This window comes from Pseudomonas migulae (genome assembly GCF_024169315.1).
Taxonomy (GTDB): Bacteria; Pseudomonadota; Gammaproteobacteria; order Pseudomonadales; family Pseudomonadaceae; genus Aquipseudomonas; species Aquipseudomonas migulae_B.
Window position 1 is genome coordinate 1,229,989 of record NZ_JALJWR010000001.1, and the last position, 16,021, is coordinate 1,246,009.

Genomic DNA, 16,021 nt, shown 5'->3' on the forward strand with positions numbered 1-16,021 from the left:
ATGCGCATTCCTTTGTTTTTCGCGCTTTCCGCAGCACTGTTTTTCAACGGATATTCCTGCCTGGCGCAGCCATTGGATGCGACCGCGAACGGTGCCGAAACCGCGCCAGTCACGGCGGCCGCCAAAGATGCCGTGTTCAATCAGGAACAGCTGGATCAAATGCTGGCGCCCATTGCGCTCTACCCGGACCCACTGCTGGCACAGGTCCTGATGGGCGCCACGTACCCCGGCGAAGTCACCGAGGCGGTGACCTGGTCCAAATCACATCCGGACGCCAAGGGTGACGAGGCGGTCAAACAAGTGGCGAGCCAGACCTGGGACCCGAGCGTGCAGGCGCTGGTCGCCTTCCCGCAGGTGCTGGCAACGCTGGGGCAGGACGCGGTTTGGGTACAACGTCTGGGCGATGCCTTCCTGGCACAGCCCGACGATGTCATGGACGCCGTGCAACGCCTGCGTCATCAGGCGCAAGTGGCAGGCAATCTGCAGAGCAATCAATATCAGAACGTGACGGTCCAGACCGTCGCGGCACTGGCTCCCGCCACTCCGGCTCCAGCTCCAGCCCCGGCGCCTGCCAGCAGCACGTCCACCATCATCATTCAGCCCGCCGATCCACAGGTGGTGTACGTCCCCAGTTACAACCCGACCACTGCCTACGGGACTTGGTCCTATCCCGCGTCACCCCCTGTCTACTACCCGCCTCCGCCCGCCTATTACCCCGGTTCGGCATTGATGGCCGGACTGGCGTTTGGTACCGGGGTGGCGATCGTCGGCGCGCTGTGGGGTGAATGTGACTGGGGTAACAACGACATCGACATCGACGTCAACCGCTACAACAACATCAATGTGAACAACCGGATCACCAATAACCAGAACAAGTGGCAGCACAACACCCTCCATCGCGATGGTGTTCCCTATCGAGACCAAAGAAGCCGCGAGCAGTACGGCCGACAACTGGACGGTGCCAATCAGCGTGAAGCGTATCGAGGGGATAATGCCGAGCGAGCCAAGGCGCGTGAACGAGCCCGTGGGTCCATGGACAGGCACGGCATCGAACAACCTGCCACCAGCAACCGCGAAGCCCGGGATCGGGTGCGCGAAGCCCAGTCTGCAAATTCGGCCAACAATCGGTTGCAAGGCTCGGACAGACAGACGTTGTCTGACAGGAACCAGGGCAATGCCAGAAATACTCGGGAGGGCCAGCAACCGAGGAACCCGACCGCTCAGGTGAACCCGCGCGAACAGCGCACGGCGCAAAACAGGCCATCCGCCAATGCGGGGAGTGCCCGCAACAATGCATTCGCCGGCGCACGATCACCGGCCCAGTCCAATGCACAAGCCAGCCGTGGCCGGGCCAGCCAGGTATCCGCCCAGCGCGCCAGTGCTGCGCGACCCGCCGGCCACCAGATCAGTCGGCCGTCAAATCCACCCGCGCGTCAACGAGGGGGCCGTCGTTGAAAAACAATCCGCGAAAAAAGTCACTCATGGCTGTGTTCCCCCAGGTATTGGCGATGGCTGCCGGCGTGGCGTGGTCCTGTGTTGTCATGGCACAGCAGACCTTTCCGACGCCCGAAAAGGCCGCTCAAGCGTTCGTCGAAGCACTGGGTACGGAACACGCCGACCAGACGCGCCTGACAGAATTGCTAGGTAATGAATGGCACAGTTTCATACCCCGCGAAGGTGTTCAGCGCGGTGATGTGGATGCGTTTTTGAAGCAATACCACGAGCAACATTCCATTGAAAAAACCAGCGACCGCAAGGCGCTGCTGTCGGTCGGCAGCGACCACTGGACACTGCCGATACCCATGGTCAAAGTCGAGAACGGTTGGCGGTTCGACATCAAGGCCGGTCAAGCCGAAGTCCGTGCACGTCGAATTGGCCGCAACGAACTCGCGGCGTTGCAATCCGTACGGACTTATCACGACGCCCAGATGGACTATTCGTCAGTGGACCGTGACGGTGACGGCGCACTCGAGTATGCGCAGAAGATCGTCAGCACCGCCGGCAAGCACGACGGTCTCTATTGGCCCGATGACGATAGCGATCAGATCAGCCCGTTGGGGGCCTCGTTCGGCAAAGCCATTGCCGGCGAAGACTGGCACGGTTACCACTTCCGGATTCTTGAAGGTCAGGGTCCTTCGGCACCTGGCGGTGCCTACAGCTACCTCATCGGTGACAAGATGAGCCGTGGCTTTGCACTGATTGCCTGGCCGGCGAAATACACTGACACCGGGGTCATGAGTTTCATGATCAGCCATGAAGGCGAGGTGTTCGAGAAAGACCTGGGAGCCGAGGGTGAGAAACTGGCGCGGTCAATGAAGCGTTTTGACCCGGATGACAGCTGGAAGGAGGTGCCTGCCGGTCAAGAGTAAACACCTCGAACGGCTCAACTACTGAGGCGTCAATGTGTAGTGATAGTGCACCTTTCCGGAAACCGGATACACCAGCCAGTAATCGTCGTTGTCCTTCATCAGTCGATAGCACTCTTTGCGGATTTTGGGGGACGTGAAACAAATCACACCGTCCTTGGTTGTCCAGCGTTCCGTTTCTGGAGAAAACCCCTGCAGAGTATAGATTTCGGTACCGTCCGCATTGAAGCTCAATGAATAGGGCAATCCGGTCTTGCCGATATTGTTCAGTTTGTGGCCGATCAGCGTGCTGTGGATCTGAGCATCGTCAAGTGCCACGGCTGTCGGGGTGACGGGCTTGATGACCTGTTGTGGCGCAGAGGCACAACCGCCCAGGGCAATGGTGATGACTATGCAGTACAACGTCTTCCGGCTCATGTTGCACCTCAGGATGATTCGGGTTTGGAGGGGTAGATGAAGCTTAGGCAATGGCAGCGGGAACGTTTTTTTTCAGGGCTCAAAAACCCTCGCATTTGCAGAGAAAACAAGAAGACCCAAAAAGAAAGGGAACTGGCACTAAGCCACTAATGTCGGAGCCGCATCACCTGGAGAATTGGCTGATGCGCTCTCGGCATTTTGAAATCACTTACTGCTTGAATGACTCTCGTCGAATGTTTGTCCAGCCGGACATTCACATGACCGATGAAGATGCCTGGTACTACGCGTGCCTGCACGCGGGCGTGGGCCTTTTGTATGGGGAAGACAACGCTCAGGACAATCACGCGAAGTTGCTTGAACATGCTGAAAAGTCTGGTTTGACTTACGTCAAATGGGAAGAGTTGCCGTGAACGCGTTGAGCGCCCTTCCCTGCACGCCATAAAAATCAATAACAAACTAAAACATCAAAAAATGTAACCCTTTCAAAAACTTTGAAAAACCATGCCTTAATTTAAAAAACACGCCCTCCATTAGAATCTCTATATTCCAGGACATGCACTTCAACCTGAGCGCACAAACCAACAGTTTAAACTTTATCAAGGAAGATAAAATGAGCACTAATCGTCAAAAATCCTTCATTGCCGAAATGTCCACCGATATCGATCACCTGGATTTTCCCCGACTGACCCATGGCAAAAAAGTTACCTACTCCTATATCAACCCTTGGACCGGCTCCCAGGAAACTATAGACATCTCCAACTATCTTTTTGCAAAAAAGAAAAAGCCTAAAATCACTTTGAAATTCTACTTCAGGTGCACCGGCAACCACTACCATATTTACATACGCACCCCAGGCGCCTACTACGGAAGAATCCTCGGCATGAACGAAGATGACGCCATTACTGCGACAGGAGATAAAGACGCTACCAACTTCAACCTTCTCGACAACTACGGCAAAGTAATTACATTGGATGACATCAGTTCCGACAAGTTGACCTTACAGATCCAGACCACCCATGGAGACCTGCTGACTGGTCAAACATTCAAAAAATGGAGCGAGGGTCATTATGTTACTGCCAGCGGAGGGGGCAACATGGATTTTCACTTGAACATCATCGAGCGCAATGCCTCTTATCTCGACGATCCGGACGAAGTCTGAATCTGCCCCGGGCCTTTTCACCCCGTGAGAGTCCAGCTCTGGACAAACCGAATCTCTGACTCACTAAACTAGAGTATCGACACAAAACAAATGTGGGAGCGGGCTTGCCCGCGAAGAGGTCGTGTCAGTCGACATTAATGTTGAATGACACACCGCTTTCGCGAGCAAGCCCGCTCCCACAGGTATTGCTGTTAACCCGACAACCGGGTCAACAGCACTTCGGCCCGGCCTTGCTGCCGTAACGAGCTTCCTGGCGTTCCCGGAAGAACACCTCGTAACTCATCACCGGTTTGTCCGGGTGTTTGCTCTGCATGTGCTCGACGTAGTTGTCGTAGTCGGGCATGCCGACCATCAGGCGCGCGGCCTGACCGAGGTATTTACCGAGGCGACTCAGGTCATTGAACATGCTGCATTCCTCGATCAAGCGTCCGGTATGGCCTGGAATGGCGCTTCTTTATCCGTGCGTTCCTTGGTACCCCAAGCGGCGATACCGACCTTGAGCGCAAAGAACAGGATGCTGAAGACCACCAGCAGGAACAGCGCCGTCAGCGTCGCGTTGGTGTAGGCGTTGTAGATCACGTGCTGCATCTGCTCGATGCTCTTGGCCGGTGCGAGTACCTGACCGTTGGCCAAGGCGTCGCTGTATTTCTTGGCCAGTGCGAGGAAGCCGATGGCCGGGTTGGCGTCGAACAGCTTGATGAAGCCGGCGGTGGTGGTGCAGATCAGCAACCAGACCGCAGGCAGCATGGTCACCCAGACGTAGCGTTGACGCTTCATTTTGATCAGTACTACCGTCGCCAGCATCAGCGCGATACCGGCCAGCATCTGGTTGGAGATACCGAACAGCGGCCACAAGGTGTTGATGCCACCCAGCGGATCGATCACGCCTTGATAGAGCAGGTAACCCCACATCGCCACGCAACCAGCGGTCGCGATCAGGTTGGCGGTCCAGGATTCGGTGCGTTTCAGCGCCGGTACGAAGGAGCCGAGCAAGTCCTGGAGCATGAAACGCCCGGCACGGGTGCCGGCGTCCACTGCGGTCAGGATGAACAACGCTTCGAACAGGATCGCGAAGTGGTACCAGAATGCCATGGTGTTTTCACCCGGCAGAATGTTGTGCAGGATCTGCGCGATACCGACTGCCAGGGTCGGCGCACCGCCGGCACGGGCGAGGATGGTGGTTTCACCGATGTCCTTGGCCACCGCTTGCAGCGCTTCCGGGGTAATCAGGAAACCCCAGCTGCTGACCGTCTGGGCAACCGACACAGCGTCAGCGCCGACAATGGCCGCCGGACTGTTCATGGCGAAATACACACCCGGCTCGATCACCGACGCGGCAACCATTGCCATGATGGCCACGAACGACTCCATCAGCATGCCGCCGTAACCGATGTAGCGGGCATGACCTTCACTCGCCAGCAACTTCGGCGTGGTGCCGGAAGCAATCAGCGCATGGAAACCCGAAACCGCGCCACAGGCGATGGTGATGAACAGGAACGGGAACAGACCGCCCTTCCACACCGGGCCGGTGCCGTCGATGAACTGGGTCAGTGCCGGCATCTTCAGATCGGGCATGGTGATCAGGATGCCGATCGCCAACGCGATGATGGTGCCGATTTTCAGGAACGTGGAGAGGTAGTCACGCGGCGCCAGGATCAGCCACACCGGCAACACTGCCGCGACGAAACCGTAGCCGATCAGCATCCAGGTGATTTGAATGCCGGTGAAGGTGAAGGCTTTGGCCCAGACCGGATCAGCAGCGATTTGTCCGCCGAGCCAGATCGAACCGAGCAGCAGCAATACACCGATCACCGAGATTTCGCCAATGCGACCCGGACGGATGTAGCGCATGTAGATGCCCATGAACATCGCGATCGGGATGGTCGCCATTACGGTGAAAATACCCCACGGGCTTTCGGCCAGGGCTTTTACGACGATCAGCGCCAGCACCGCGAGGATGATGATCATGATCAGGAAGCAGCCAAACAGCGCAATGGTGCCAGGGATGCGGCCCATTTCTTCACGGACCATGTCGCCCAGGGAGCGGCCGTTGCGGCGGGTGGACATGAACAGGACCATGAAATCCTGAACCGCACCGGCCAGCACCACGCCGGCAATCAGCCACAGCGTGCCGGGCAAGTAGCCCATTTGCGCCGCCAGAACCGGACCGACCAGCGGACCTGCGCCGGCGATGGCCGCGAAGTGGTGACCGAACAGCACGTGTTTGTTGGTCGGAACGTAGTCCAGACCATCATTATTGAGGACAGCGGGGGTGGCTCGATTGGGGTCGAGTTGCATCACCTTGTTGGCGATGAACAGGCTGTAGTAGCGATAAGCAACGAGGTAGATGGCGACGGCTGCGACTACGATCCAGAGGGCGTTGATCGCTTCGCCGCGGCGCAGGGCCACGACACTCAGCGCAAACGCTCCCAGAACAGCCACGGCAAACCAGGCGAGGTGTTTAGCCAGACGGGGCATAGCGTGTCTCCTGCCGACAGCCAGTGACTGCGGCGGTAATTTTTATAATTGTGTCCGCTGTGCGGAGCTGGCCCAATATCCGCGCATGCCGTCCACAAATAAATCCGCGTTACTACGTACGCGGTCTCTACGTAGTTCTACGTAGAGACCGCTGATCCATCAGCCGAAACGCAAGAGCCTGTGGGAGCGGGCTCGCCCGCGATGGCGGTGGAACAATCAGCATCGATGGTGAATGTCAGTCCGCTTTCGCGGGCAAGCCCGCTCCCACAGGGGGTTGTACTTTCAACTCGCTGACATCCCAACCACAGGTCATTCCGTCCAGCAGCGCTACTGGACGCGCATCGCTTTGGCATATGATGCCCGCCTTCGCTTTCCGCCGTTCCGGACAGGAGCCCAGATGCAGCTCAAACACAAAATCGTCGCGCTCGGGATCCTGCCGCTGGTGCTGGCGATCGCCGTGATCTGTGCGCTGGTGATTTCCCTGAACCGCCAACTGGGGGATCAACAGGCGCAGCTGATCGAAGACAGCATTCTGGCCAGCAAGCGCGCCGAGCTGAAAAACTACGTGGAAATGGCCCAAAGCCTGATCGCGCCGCTGTACGACGATGGCCATGGTGACGCGCGCGCCCAGCAGCAGGTACTGGAAGAATTGCGCAAACTCAGCTTTGGCATCAATGGCTACTTCTTCGTCTACGACCGCGAGGGTCGCAGCCTGATGCACGCGCGGCAATCGGATCTGGTGGGGCAGTATCTGTGGGACATGAAGGACCCGCACGGCCTGCCGGTGATCCAGGCCTTGCTCAAGAGTGCGCAATCCGGCGAGGGCTTTCAGCGCTATGCCTGGAACAAACCCTCCTCAGGCCAGGTGACCGACAAACTCGCCTACGTGGTGATGCTCGATCGCTGGGGCTGGATGCTCGGCACCGGCATTTACCTTGAGGACGTTGAACGCGCCACCCAGCAGGCCCGCGACGAAGTGGCGATGGGCATTCGCAAAACCATGCTGGCGATTGCCGCCGTAGCGCTCGTGGCCGTGCTGTTCGTGTTTGCCAGTGGCATGACACTGAATGTCAGCGAACACCGTCTGGCCGACAAAAAACTGCAACGCCTGACCCAGCGTATCGTCAGTTTGCAAGAGGAAGAACGATCCCGGGTTTCCCGTGAACTGCACGACGGTATCAGCCAGGTCCTGGTCTCGATCAAGTTCCAGTTCGAACTGGCCAGCCATGTCCTGGAAAACGGACAGGACAAAGGCTTGAGTATTTTAAGAGAGGCCACCGAGCGGCTGGGAGAAGCGATTGGCGAGGTTCGCAGCCTCTCCCACGACCTGCGCTCATCCTTGCTCGACACCCTGGGCCTGTCGGCGGCCATCGGTCAACTCGCCGAGGAATTCGAGCAGCGCAGCGGGCTGACCGTGACTTACAACGATAACGAATTCGACTGCCATCTGGTCGACGGCGCGGCGGTCTCGCTGTTCCGCATCGTGCAGGAAGGCCTGACCAATATCGAACGCCATGCACAGGCGAAAAACGTTTCAATCAACCTGCACGGGTCTGAAGAATCCATACGCCTGACGGTGGTCGATGACGGCGTCGGCTTCAACGTCGCCCAGGTCGAACGGCGTCAAGCCGGGATTGGCCTGCGCAATATCCGTGAGCGTGTCGAGCATTTCGGGGGTCGGTTCGACCTGATCTCGATGCCGGGAAGAAGTGAGCTGGACGTGCTGCTGCCGATGAAAATGCCCGGCGCAAAACGCTGACCTGACAATAAGAGTGAATGCCCGTGATGAACCTGCCCTCCCCGATCCGCGTCGCCCTGGTCGACGATCACTCTTTGGTCCGCGACGGGATCAAGGCGCTGCTGTCTGTCATGGCCCCGCTGGAAGTGGTCGGCGAAGCGGAAAACGGTGCGGACGCCATCGAGATGGTCGGGCGTTGCCAGCCGGATCTGTTGCTGGTCGATATCAGCCTCAAGGACATGAACGGCCTGGAGCTGACCCGGTTGCTGCGCAGCCAGTACCCGTCGCTTAAAGTGCTGGTGCTGAGCATGTACGACAATTACGAATACGTGAGTGAGTCCGTACGTTCAGGTGCCAGCGGCTATGTGCTGAAGAATGCGCCGTCACGGGAAATCATTGCGGCCATCGAAGCCATTGCCAGCGGCGGGACGTTCTACAGCGCTGAAATCGCCCAGCGGCTCATCGCCGATAAAAGTACCGACAACGAGCTGACACCGCGTGAAAGTCAGGTGTTGTACAAAATGGCGCAAGGGATGAACAACAAGGAAATGGCCCGCGACCTGGACATCAGCGTGCGCACCGTAGAAACCCATCGCCTGAGCATCCGCCGCAAACTCAACATCGACAAACCGGCGGCGCTGGTGAAATACGCGATCGATCACGGGATCATTTCGCCGTAAACCACGCAAACACCACCGCCACCCACTCGCCGGAGACCGCTGTGCCGCCCTTGACCACTCGCGAGATTTACCAGGTACTGCGCGACGCCGCTCTGGAGGTTCGCCCGCTGCGACTATCGGGCGAACAGTCCGAGTCCGGCGTGGTGCAGGTCGCCATCGAGGGCTGGCGCCTGACCCTCGATGTCGACGGCACTCACCTGCGCCACTGCCAGCGTTGCCAGAGTCCCGATGGCCGCGAAGGCACCTTCGACAGTTGGCAACGTTATGGCACCGATCCGGTAAGTTTGCTCAGCGGCTGGGAGCTGGCGCAGATCGAGCGTTTGCTGAGCGCACTCAAAAGCGCGGTTTGACTGCCTTCCAGTCCGGTTTGTAGCGCTGCATCTGTTTCACGTCATCGCGCTGGCGAATGCCGCAGGTCAGGTACTGATCATGCAGCTTGCCGAGCTGATCCTGATCCAATTCGAGGCCCAGCCCCGGTGCACGCGTGATTTTCACGCAGCCATCGACGATCGGCAGTTTGCCGCCCTTGATCACTTCTTCATCCGGCTCCTGCCACGGGTAATGGGTGTCGCAGGCGTAATCCAGATTGGGCACCGCCGCCGCCACATGCGCCATCGCCATCAGGCTGATGCCCAGGTGCGAATTGGAATGCATCGACACGCCGAGACCAAAGGTGTCGCACATTTTCGCCAGCGCCTGAGTGTCACGCAGACCACCCCAGTAATGGTGGTCGGCGAGGACGATCTGCACGCTGTTCAACGCCACGCTACGGCGGAACTCGTCGAAATCGGTGACGACCATGTTAGTCGCCAGCGGCAGGCCGGTGCGTTTGTGCAACTCGGCCATGCCCTCCAGACCCGGCGTCGGGTCTTCGTAATATTGCAGGTCATCGCCCAGCAGTTCGGCCATGCGGATCGAGGTTTCCAGTGACCAGTTGCCGTTCGGGTCGATGCGCAACGGATAACCGGGGAAGGCTTTTTTCAGTGCCTTGATGCACGACACTTCATGCTCCGGCGGCAACGTGCCGGCCTTGAGCTTGATGCTCTTGAAGCCATAAGCCTCGATCATCCGTCGCGCCTGGGCGACGATCTGCTCTTCGTTCAGGGCCTCGCCCCAATTGTCGGGCTTGTAAGGTGAATCGACATGTTGCGCGTACTTGAAAAACAGGTAGGCGCTGAACGGAATCTCATCGCGGATCGCCCCGCCCAGCAGGTCCACCAACGGCACGTTCAACGAGTGCGCCTGCAAATCCAGGAACGCCACTTCGAACGCCGAATACGCGTTGCTCACCGCTTTGCTGGCGTGAGAGCCCGGCGCCAGTTCGGCACCGGCAATGCTCGCGGGTTTGTTCGCCGCCACCGTGGCCTGGACGATACGGCGCAGCTGATTGAGGTCGAACGGGTCGAGGCCGATCAGTTGCGATTGCAGTTGTTGCTGGATCAACAGCGCCGGCGCATCGCCGTAGCTTTCACCCAGACCGATGTAGCCAGTGTCGCTTTCGATTTCGATGATCGAGCGCAGCGCGAAAGGCTCGTGAATCCCGCTGGCATTGAGCAGCGGCGGATCGCGGAAAGCGATGGGGGTGACGGTGACACGTTTGATTTTCAAGAGGCTGCTCCCTTTGGATCAGGTTTCAATGCGGGGTGACTTAAAGAAGTGGGCGCTGTTGCGGTATCGACCGGTTTCCCCTTCAGAACGCTGTGTGCATCGCCACGCGGTGCCGTGCGGGCAAAGAAAATCACCACCGCCGCCACCAGTGAAGTGGCCGCCAGACCGTAGAGGCCGCCTTCGATGGAGCCGGTTTTCTGCTCGAGGAAACCGAACGCCGTCGGCGCCACAAAACCGCCCAGGTTACCGATGGAGTTGATCAGGGCAATCACTGCCGCGGCGATGCGTGCGTCCAGATAACCCTGGGGGATCGGCCAGAACAACGCCGAGGCGGCTTTGAAGCCAATCGCCGCAAAGCAGATGGCGACGAAGGCGAAAATCGGTCCGCCGGTGGTGGACATGAACATGCCGAACGCGGCTATCACCAGGGTCAACGCAACCCAGGCTTGCTGGTGTTTCCATTTGCTGGCCATGGCGGCGAAGCCATACATCGCGACGATGGAAATGAGCCACGGAATCGAGTTGAACAGGCCGACCTGGAAGTCACCGAGGTTGCCCATTTTCTTGATCATGCTCGGCAGCCAGAACGTGGCGCCGTAGATGGTCAGGGCGATGGAGAAATAGATGAAGCAGAACAGCGCGATCTGTTTGTCGGCGAGCAGTTTGAACATCGACGGCTTGACCGTCTGCGTGGCTTCGCGGGCTTGCTGTTCCAGCGCGATGGCGTTCACCAGCGCGTCCTTTTCTTCCGTGCTCAGCCAGTTCGCCTCACGCGGATGGGACTGCAGCCAGAACCAGACAAACCCGCAGAGCACGATCGAGGCAAAGCCTTCGATCAGGAACATCCACTGCCAGCCGTGCAGGCTGAAACCGCTGACGTTCAGCAAGGCACCGGACACCGGCCCGGAAATCACCGAGGCAATGGCCGAGCCACTGAGGAAGATCGCCATGGCCTTGCCGCGTTCGGTCGACGGCAGCCATTGGGTGAAGTAATAAATGATGCCAGGGAAGAAACCCGCCTCTGCCGCGCCGAGAATGAAGCGCAGCACATAGAAGCTGGTTTCGCCGCGTACGAACGCCATGGCCATGGCCGCTGCGCCCCAGGTGAACATGATGCGCGTCAGCCAGGCGCGGGCGCCGTAGCGCTGCAGCAACATATTCGAGGGCACTTCGAAGATCGCGTAACCGATGAAGAACAGCCCGGCGCCCAGGCCATAGGCGGCGGCGCCGATGCCCAGGTCGGTTTCCATGTGGCTGCGCACGAAGCCGATGTTGACCCGGTCGATATAGTTGACGATGAACATCACCACGAACAGCGGCAGCACGTGGCGCTTGACCTTGGCCGCTGCGCGGGCGAGCACAGTCGGGTCCGGCGGACTCTGGAGGGTATTCAAGGGGCGACTCCCGTTCATTGTTTTTTTAGGGACGCGCCGATCATGGACGCGGACATTGATCCCGTCTAATCTAACTTGGCATTCGATTGATACCTGGATTAGATCAATGTTCGAACTGACCCAACTGCGCTGCTTTACCACGGTGGCGACCGAGCTCAATTTCCGCCGCGCCGCCGAACGGTTGAACATGACCCAGCCGCCGCTCAGCCGACAGATTCAACTGTTGGAACACCACTTGGGCGTCGAATTGTTCACCCGCACCACCCGCAGCGTCGCCCTGACCGCCGCCGGCCGTGCATTCTTTATCGAAGCGCAGAACCTGCTGGAGCGCGCCCAACAAGCTGCCACCACCGCCCGGCGTTTTGCCGAAGGCGATATCGGCACGGTGAACATCAGTTTCGTCGGCAGCGCGGTGTACGAGTTCCTGCCCAAGGTGATTGCCGAAGCCCGGCTCAAACAGCCGCATGTGAAAATCGACCTGTCGGAAATGAACACTTACCAGCAACACGAAGCCCTGCGTGCGCGCCGTATCGATCTGGGCATCGTCCGTGCGCCGTTGCTGGAACCGGGCTACGCCACCGAATGCCTGGTGCGCGAGCCGTTTGTCCTCGCTGTGCCCAGCAATCACCGATTGGCCAACGCTGAAACCGTGTCGGTCAACGACCTCGATGCACAACCGTTTCTAATGTACTCCCACGCCGCTTATCCGCCGTTCAACGAACTGCTGACCGGTATGCTGCGCTCGGCCCGCGTCGCCCCGGAATACGTGCAGTGGCTCGGTTCGTCGCTGACGATCCTGGCGCTGGTCAACGCCGGCATGGGCCTGGCGCTGGTGCCGCGTTGCGCCAGCAGTGTGGTGTTCAAGAACGTGGTGTTTCGCGATATCGACCTGGGCGAAGGCGTGCAAAGCGAGTTGCATCTGATCTGGCGAGAGAACAACGACAACCCGGCGTTTGCGATGTTGCTGGAGGGGATACGCAGAGCGGTGCGGGAGGGTTGGGGCGTGTGAAAGCGGCGCGGATTTCGTCGGTGTTTGTGCTGCCGCCTTCGCGGGCAAGCCACGCTCCCACAAGGGTGGTGTCGTTCACTCAGTAGCGTTTCAACCCAATCCTGTGGGAGCGTGGCTTGCCCGCGAAGGCACTTGTGCTATCGCCATCGCCGGCAATCCTTGCATCTGACGATGTAGCGGTGAAAGTACATCCGTCGGACGCGCGGCGGTGCCGGCAAATATGCCCTCCTGCGCCGTGAACCTTGTTTAAACTCCCCAGTCTTACAGCGGCGCCAATTCCTTCCCTAATCGTTGTCATCTCTTCAGAGTTGTCCCTCCATGCGCCAAACCGCCTCCGCCTTGCGCCTGACTTCGCTGTGCCTGTTCACCCTGCTTTCTTTTACCACCCGCCCCGCCCACGCCGGCGCGGAACGGCAACTGGTGGAAGCCATCAACGATTACCGTGCACACCCTCAGCGCTGCGAGCGGCGTCCCGCCCAACGTTTGTCACCGTTGACGCTGAAATCCAGTCTGGCCTTGCCGATCGGCTACGGCGGCGGCTTACGGGACCGGTTGAAAGCGTCCGGTTATCAGGCGGTGACCGTGCGCACCCTGCGTGTGGTCGGCGCGCAAGATGCCGAGGAGGCCTTCGACCTGCTGCAGAGCGACTACTGCACGGCATTGCTGGATAGCCAATACGCCGATATCGGCGTCAGTCGCAGCCGCAGCGAATGGCAAGTGGTGCTGGCGCGGCCGGTACTGGATAGCCAGATGGACGACACGCGCGCCGTCAGCCGGGCCTTGCTCGCCCAGGTCAACGCTGCGCGGGCGAAACCGCGCCTCTGCGGGCGCCAGCGCTTCGCCGCCGCCCGACCACTTGCCTGGAATGCCAGCCTCGGGGCCGCAGCGCAGGGCCACAGCAAGGCAATGGCCTACGGAAATTACTTCGCACACCGCGATCCCGACGGTGATACGCCCGCCGACCGTGCAAGAGCTGCCGGATTCCGTGGCCGCCAGATCGGCGAAAACATCGCCGCGGGCCAAGGCTCACCGAGCAAGGCAATGGCAGGCTGGCTCGCCAGCCCCGGACATTGCGCCAACTTGATGAGCCCGCTGTTCACCCAAGTGGGAGCCGCCTACGCGACGGACTCGCGCAGTGACGAAGGGGTTTACTGGACGATGTTGTTCGGAGCGCCTTGAGGCGGTAACGCAGCGAGCGTCATGCAGGCCGGCGTATCGCCCTCACCTTTCCGCTGCCACCGCCGCCGCAGAAAAACTGATCGCCGCCATCTGACTCCAGTCCCGACACGCCGACTCCGGTCGGCATCTTGACGCTATGCAGCACTTCCCCGGTTTCGGAATCAACGTGGCGTAGCTCGCTTTCCTCCCCTTCCCACGTCCCATGCCACAGCTGCCCTTCAACCCAGGTCACTCCGGTCACGAAGCGGTTGGACTCGATCGTGCGCAAAATCGCGCCGGTCTCGGGATCGATCTGATGAATTTTCCGGTCGCGATACCGACCCACCCACAGTGTGCCTTCAGCCCAGGTCAGCCCGGAATCATTGCCACCGCCCGGTGCCGCAATGGTATTGAGCACCTTGCCGGTCTGCGGGTCGATTTTCTGGATGCGGTCGGCGGCGATCTGGAACAGGTGCTGACCGTCGAAGGCCGTGCCCGCATCCGCGGTGACATCGATTGAACGCAAGGTCTTGCCGCTTTGCGGGTCGAGAGCGATGAGTTTTTCGCCACTGGCGAACCAGACGCGCTCACCGTCCCAGGTCACGCCATGCACGCTATCGACACCGGTGAACGGACCGTATTCGCGGAGGATTTCTGCGGTTGAGTGTTTCATTTCGGTTTCCTCATCAGGGGTTCGTGAGGTCCATCCTAGTCACTCTGCAGCGGCGCCGGGAGTAACAAGGTCGTCGCGAAACCCGGCATCGGCGGGGTCATCCAGCGACGCGCCCGTCCATGCCCGAATGACTGCACCTTGCCGGCCGCCGCCAGTGTGTCGAGCGAGCGCTGCACGGTGCGCTGACTGGTGCCGAGGGCCAACGCCAGCGCTGAACTCGACCAGGATTCACCATCGGCGAGGAAGGCAAACAGCGCCGCATACTGCTCTTCAACCGGTTGCGCCAGCACCACGACGTCGGATGAAACCAATGCCACCAGGGCAAAACCGTGTTGAGTGGCGATGACGCCAGCCAAGGGTTTCAGCGCCGCGCGCAGACGCCCGACTTCAACGCGCAGTCGTGCCCGGTGGGATTCGTCCGAGAGCTTCAGGCGGAACGCCCGGCGGATCAGGGTTTCCCTCGACACGTCGCCCGGCCAGGCTTCGGCCAACGCGCGAGCAAGGGTAAACAACACCGGGCGCGTGGCGAGGGACACCGACATGCCGGCGCCGCGCACGACATACCGGCAGGCGTCGACCACCAGCGAGGTTGAACCGAGCAAGGCTTCGACTTCTTCCAGCAGTAAAGGCCGCTCTTCGCCATGGACGATCAGGCGCGCCACCGGGGTGTCGAGAATGAGGAATGCGTTTTCGACTTCTGCAGTCAGCGCCGGAATACCGGCCTCATGCGCAGCATGCCCGGCCCTCGTCAGAGCATGCCGAGCCGTTTGCGGTTGCAGTCGCCGGATGGCAATCCCCGCAACCACCAATTCATGGGCAGCGCGCAGAGCCGGGGGCAACGGTGCAGGGTCCAGCGCGGCCAGCAGAACATCCGCCTCGTCGAGCTGCCCGATCAGCAGCAATCGACGAATCTGCAAATACTGCGCATGGGCGGCGTTGATCCGATCACCGTGCGCTTCAAGCGTGACCCGCGCCGCCTCCAGGGCTTTCACCGGCCAGCCGAGGTCGCGCGAAGCCAGGGCGATCTCGGCCTCGGCCACTACGCACCGCGCCCGCGCCAACGCCTCCTTTGGCCCGAATGCACGCGCTGCACTTTTCACCAACGCTTTCGCCCGAACCAGATCGCCGAGCTGCGCCATCGCAATGCCGCGCAGGGCGAGTGCCGGCGCGTCGTCACGCAACGCAATCCGGTCCAGTGCACCCAGCGGATCACCCGCCGCCAGCGCCCGCGCTGCGGCGGTGATCAACGAGTCCATTTGAATTGCCCCACAGCTGTCGCTCCTGCCGTTCGATAACCCTGGTTAGTCTAGTCGCGGGGAAAACTGAAGGCGGGGCCAGAAC

The 16,021-nt window shown here is 59.9% G+C and carries 16 protein-coding genes; 9 read left to right on the forward strand and 7 right to left on the reverse strand.

Going from position 1 to position 16,021, the window contains the following annotated elements:
* Positions 1–1,455 (forward strand): DUF3300 domain-containing protein, encoded by a 1,455-nt coding sequence (locus J2Y86_RS05590; RefSeq protein WP_253428733.1) that lies wholly within the window; start codon positions 1–3, stop codon positions 1,453–1,455.
* A 26-nt stretch (positions 1,456–1,481) separates the two neighbouring features.
* Positions 1,482–2,369 (forward strand): DUF2950 domain-containing protein, encoded by an 888-nt coding sequence (locus J2Y86_RS05595; RefSeq protein ID WP_253428734.1) that lies wholly within the window; start codon positions 1,482–1,484, stop codon positions 2,367–2,369.
* A gap of 18 nt (positions 2,370–2,387) precedes the next feature.
* On the opposite strand, the gene J2Y86_RS05600 is transcribed toward J2Y86_RS05595, so the two are convergent.
* Positions 2,388–2,783 (reverse strand): hypothetical protein, encoded by a 396-nt coding sequence (locus J2Y86_RS05600; protein ID WP_253428735.1) that lies wholly within the window; start codon positions 2,781–2,783, stop codon positions 2,388–2,390.
* Positions 2,784–2,965: 182 nt separating this feature from the next.
* On the opposite strand from J2Y86_RS05600, the gene J2Y86_RS05605 reads away from it, so the two are divergent.
* Positions 2,966–3,193 carry a DUF6555 family protein gene (locus tag J2Y86_RS05605; protein WP_367399712.1) on the forward strand — a complete coding sequence of 76 codons (228 nt, stop codon included), beginning with the start codon at positions 2,966–2,968 and terminating at the stop codon, positions 3,191–3,193.
* Between the two features lie 200 nt (positions 3,194–3,393).
* Complete coding sequence (locus J2Y86_RS05610; protein WP_253428737.1) at positions 3,394–3,942, forward strand: hypothetical protein; 549 nt, start codon at positions 3,394–3,396, stop codon at positions 3,940–3,942.
* Between the two features lie 208 nt (positions 3,943–4,150).
* Here J2Y86_RS05610 and J2Y86_RS05615 read toward each other — a convergent pair whose 3' ends face one another.
* Both J2Y86_RS05615 and J2Y86_RS05620 read right to left on the reverse strand, forming a co-directional pair.
* The gene (locus J2Y86_RS05615) at positions 4,151–4,348 is read right to left on the reverse strand and encodes a YbdD/YjiX family protein (protein WP_017339263.1); all 198 of its coding nucleotides are present in this window, start codon (positions 4,346–4,348) and stop codon (positions 4,151–4,153) included.
* 14 nt (positions 4,349–4,362) lie between these two features.
* Positions 4,363–6,420, reverse strand: coding sequence for a carbon starvation CstA family protein (locus J2Y86_RS05620; RefSeq protein WP_253428738.1), 2,058 nt, complete (start codon positions 6,418–6,420; stop codon positions 4,363–4,365).
* A gap of 397 nt (positions 6,421–6,817) precedes the next feature.
* Here J2Y86_RS05620 and J2Y86_RS05625 point away from each other — a divergent pair, with 397 nt between their 5' ends.
* Genes J2Y86_RS05625 through J2Y86_RS05635 form a run of 3 tightly spaced genes read left to right on the forward strand, consistent with a single transcriptional unit; the run spans position 6,818 to position 9,188 of the window.
* Positions 6,818–8,179 carry a cache domain-containing protein gene (locus J2Y86_RS05625; RefSeq protein WP_253428739.1) on the forward strand — a complete coding sequence of 454 codons (1,362 nt, stop codon included), beginning with the start codon at positions 6,818–6,820 and terminating at the stop codon, positions 8,177–8,179.
* Positions 8,180–8,205: 26 nt separating this feature from the next.
* A complete protein-coding gene (locus J2Y86_RS05630) occupies positions 8,206–8,838 on the forward strand; it encodes a response regulator (RefSeq protein WP_017339266.1) in 633 nt (210 codons plus the stop codon).
* Positions 8,839–8,879: 41 nt separating this feature from the next.
* The gene (locus tag J2Y86_RS05635) at positions 8,880–9,188 is read left to right on the forward strand and encodes a DUF7693 family protein (RefSeq protein ID WP_253428740.1); all 309 of its coding nucleotides are present in this window, start codon (positions 8,880–8,882) and stop codon (positions 9,186–9,188) included.
* Here J2Y86_RS05635 and J2Y86_RS05640 read toward each other — a convergent pair.
* On the reverse strand, positions 9,172–10,446 hold the full coding sequence (locus tag J2Y86_RS05640) for a glucarate dehydratase family protein (protein ID WP_253428741.1): 1,275 nt from the start codon (positions 10,444–10,446) through the stop codon (positions 9,172–9,174). The genes J2Y86_RS05635 and J2Y86_RS05640 overlap by 17 nt on opposite strands.
* Complete coding sequence (locus tag J2Y86_RS05645; RefSeq protein WP_253428742.1) at positions 10,443–11,840, reverse strand: MFS transporter; 1,398 nt, start codon at positions 11,838–11,840, stop codon at positions 10,443–10,445. The genes J2Y86_RS05640 and J2Y86_RS05645 overlap by 4 nt, the downstream gene beginning before the upstream one ends.
* Before the next feature lie 106 nt (positions 11,841–11,946).
* Between J2Y86_RS05645 and J2Y86_RS05650 the strand changes: the two genes are divergently transcribed.
* Positions 11,947–12,849, forward strand: a complete 903-nt coding sequence (locus J2Y86_RS05650; RefSeq protein WP_253428743.1) for a LysR substrate-binding domain-containing protein — start codon at positions 11,947–11,949, stop codon at positions 12,847–12,849.
* 318 nt (positions 12,850–13,167) lie between these two features.
* Positions 13,168–14,028: a CAP domain-containing protein gene (locus tag J2Y86_RS05655; protein WP_253428744.1), complete on the forward strand. Its 861-nt coding sequence runs from the start codon at positions 13,168–13,170 to the stop codon at positions 14,026–14,028.
* 19 nt (positions 14,029–14,047) lie between these two features.
* On the opposite strand, the gene J2Y86_RS05660 is transcribed toward J2Y86_RS05655, so the two are convergent.
* Complete coding sequence (locus tag J2Y86_RS05660; protein ID WP_253428745.1) at positions 14,048–14,680, reverse strand: Vgb family protein; 633 nt, start codon at positions 14,678–14,680, stop codon at positions 14,048–14,050.
* A 35-nt stretch (positions 14,681–14,715) separates the two neighbouring features.
* Positions 14,716–15,936: a helix-turn-helix domain-containing protein gene (locus J2Y86_RS05665; RefSeq protein ID WP_253428746.1), complete on the reverse strand. Its 1,221-nt coding sequence runs from the start codon at positions 15,934–15,936 to the stop codon at positions 14,716–14,718.
* Positions 15,937–16,021: the final 85 nt, after the last annotated feature.

Bases quoted from the DNA above. Each gene is read 5' to 3' on its own strand.
- J2Y86_RS05620 (WP_253428738.1), bottom strand. From the start codon at position 6,420: ATGCCCCGTCTGGCTAAACACCTCGCCTGGTTTGCCGTGGCTGTTCTG.
- J2Y86_RS05610 (WP_253428737.1), top strand. From the start codon at position 3,394: ATGAGCACTAATCGTCAAAAATCCTTCATTGCCGAAATGTCCACCGAT.
- J2Y86_RS05655 (WP_253428744.1), top strand. From the start codon at position 13,168: ATGCGCCAAACCGCCTCCGCCTTGCGCCTGACTTCGCTGTGCCTGTTC.
- J2Y86_RS05625 (WP_253428739.1), top strand. From the start codon at position 6,818: ATGCAGCTCAAACACAAAATCGTCGCGCTCGGGATCCTGCCGCTGGTG.
- J2Y86_RS05600 (WP_253428735.1), bottom strand. From the start codon at position 2,783: ATGAGCCGGAAGACGTTGTACTGCATAGTCATCACCATTGCCCTGGGC.
- J2Y86_RS05660 (WP_253428745.1), bottom strand. From the start codon at position 14,680: ATGAAACACTCAACCGCAGAAATCCTCCGCGAATACGGTCCGTTCACC.
- J2Y86_RS05595 (WP_253428734.1), top strand. From the start codon at position 1,482: ATGGCTGTGTTCCCCCAGGTATTGGCGATGGCTGCCGGCGTGGCGTGG.
- J2Y86_RS05665 (WP_253428746.1), bottom strand. From the start codon at position 15,936: ATGGACTCGTTGATCACCGCCGCAGCGCGGGCGCTGGCGGCGGGTGAT.
- J2Y86_RS05590 (WP_253428733.1), top strand. From the start codon at position 1: ATGCGCATTCCTTTGTTTTTCGCGCTTTCCGCAGCACTGTTTTTCAAC.
- J2Y86_RS05605 (WP_367399712.1), top strand. From the start codon at position 2,966: ATGCGCTCTCGGCATTTTGAAATCACTTACTGCTTGAATGACTCTCGT.
- J2Y86_RS05630 (WP_017339266.1), top strand. From the start codon at position 8,206: ATGAACCTGCCCTCCCCGATCCGCGTCGCCCTGGTCGACGATCACTCT.
- J2Y86_RS05650 (WP_253428743.1), top strand. From the start codon at position 11,947: ATGTTCGAACTGACCCAACTGCGCTGCTTTACCACGGTGGCGACCGAG.
- J2Y86_RS05615 (WP_017339263.1), bottom strand. From the start codon at position 4,348: ATGTTCAATGACCTGAGTCGCCTCGGTAAATACCTCGGTCAGGCCGCG.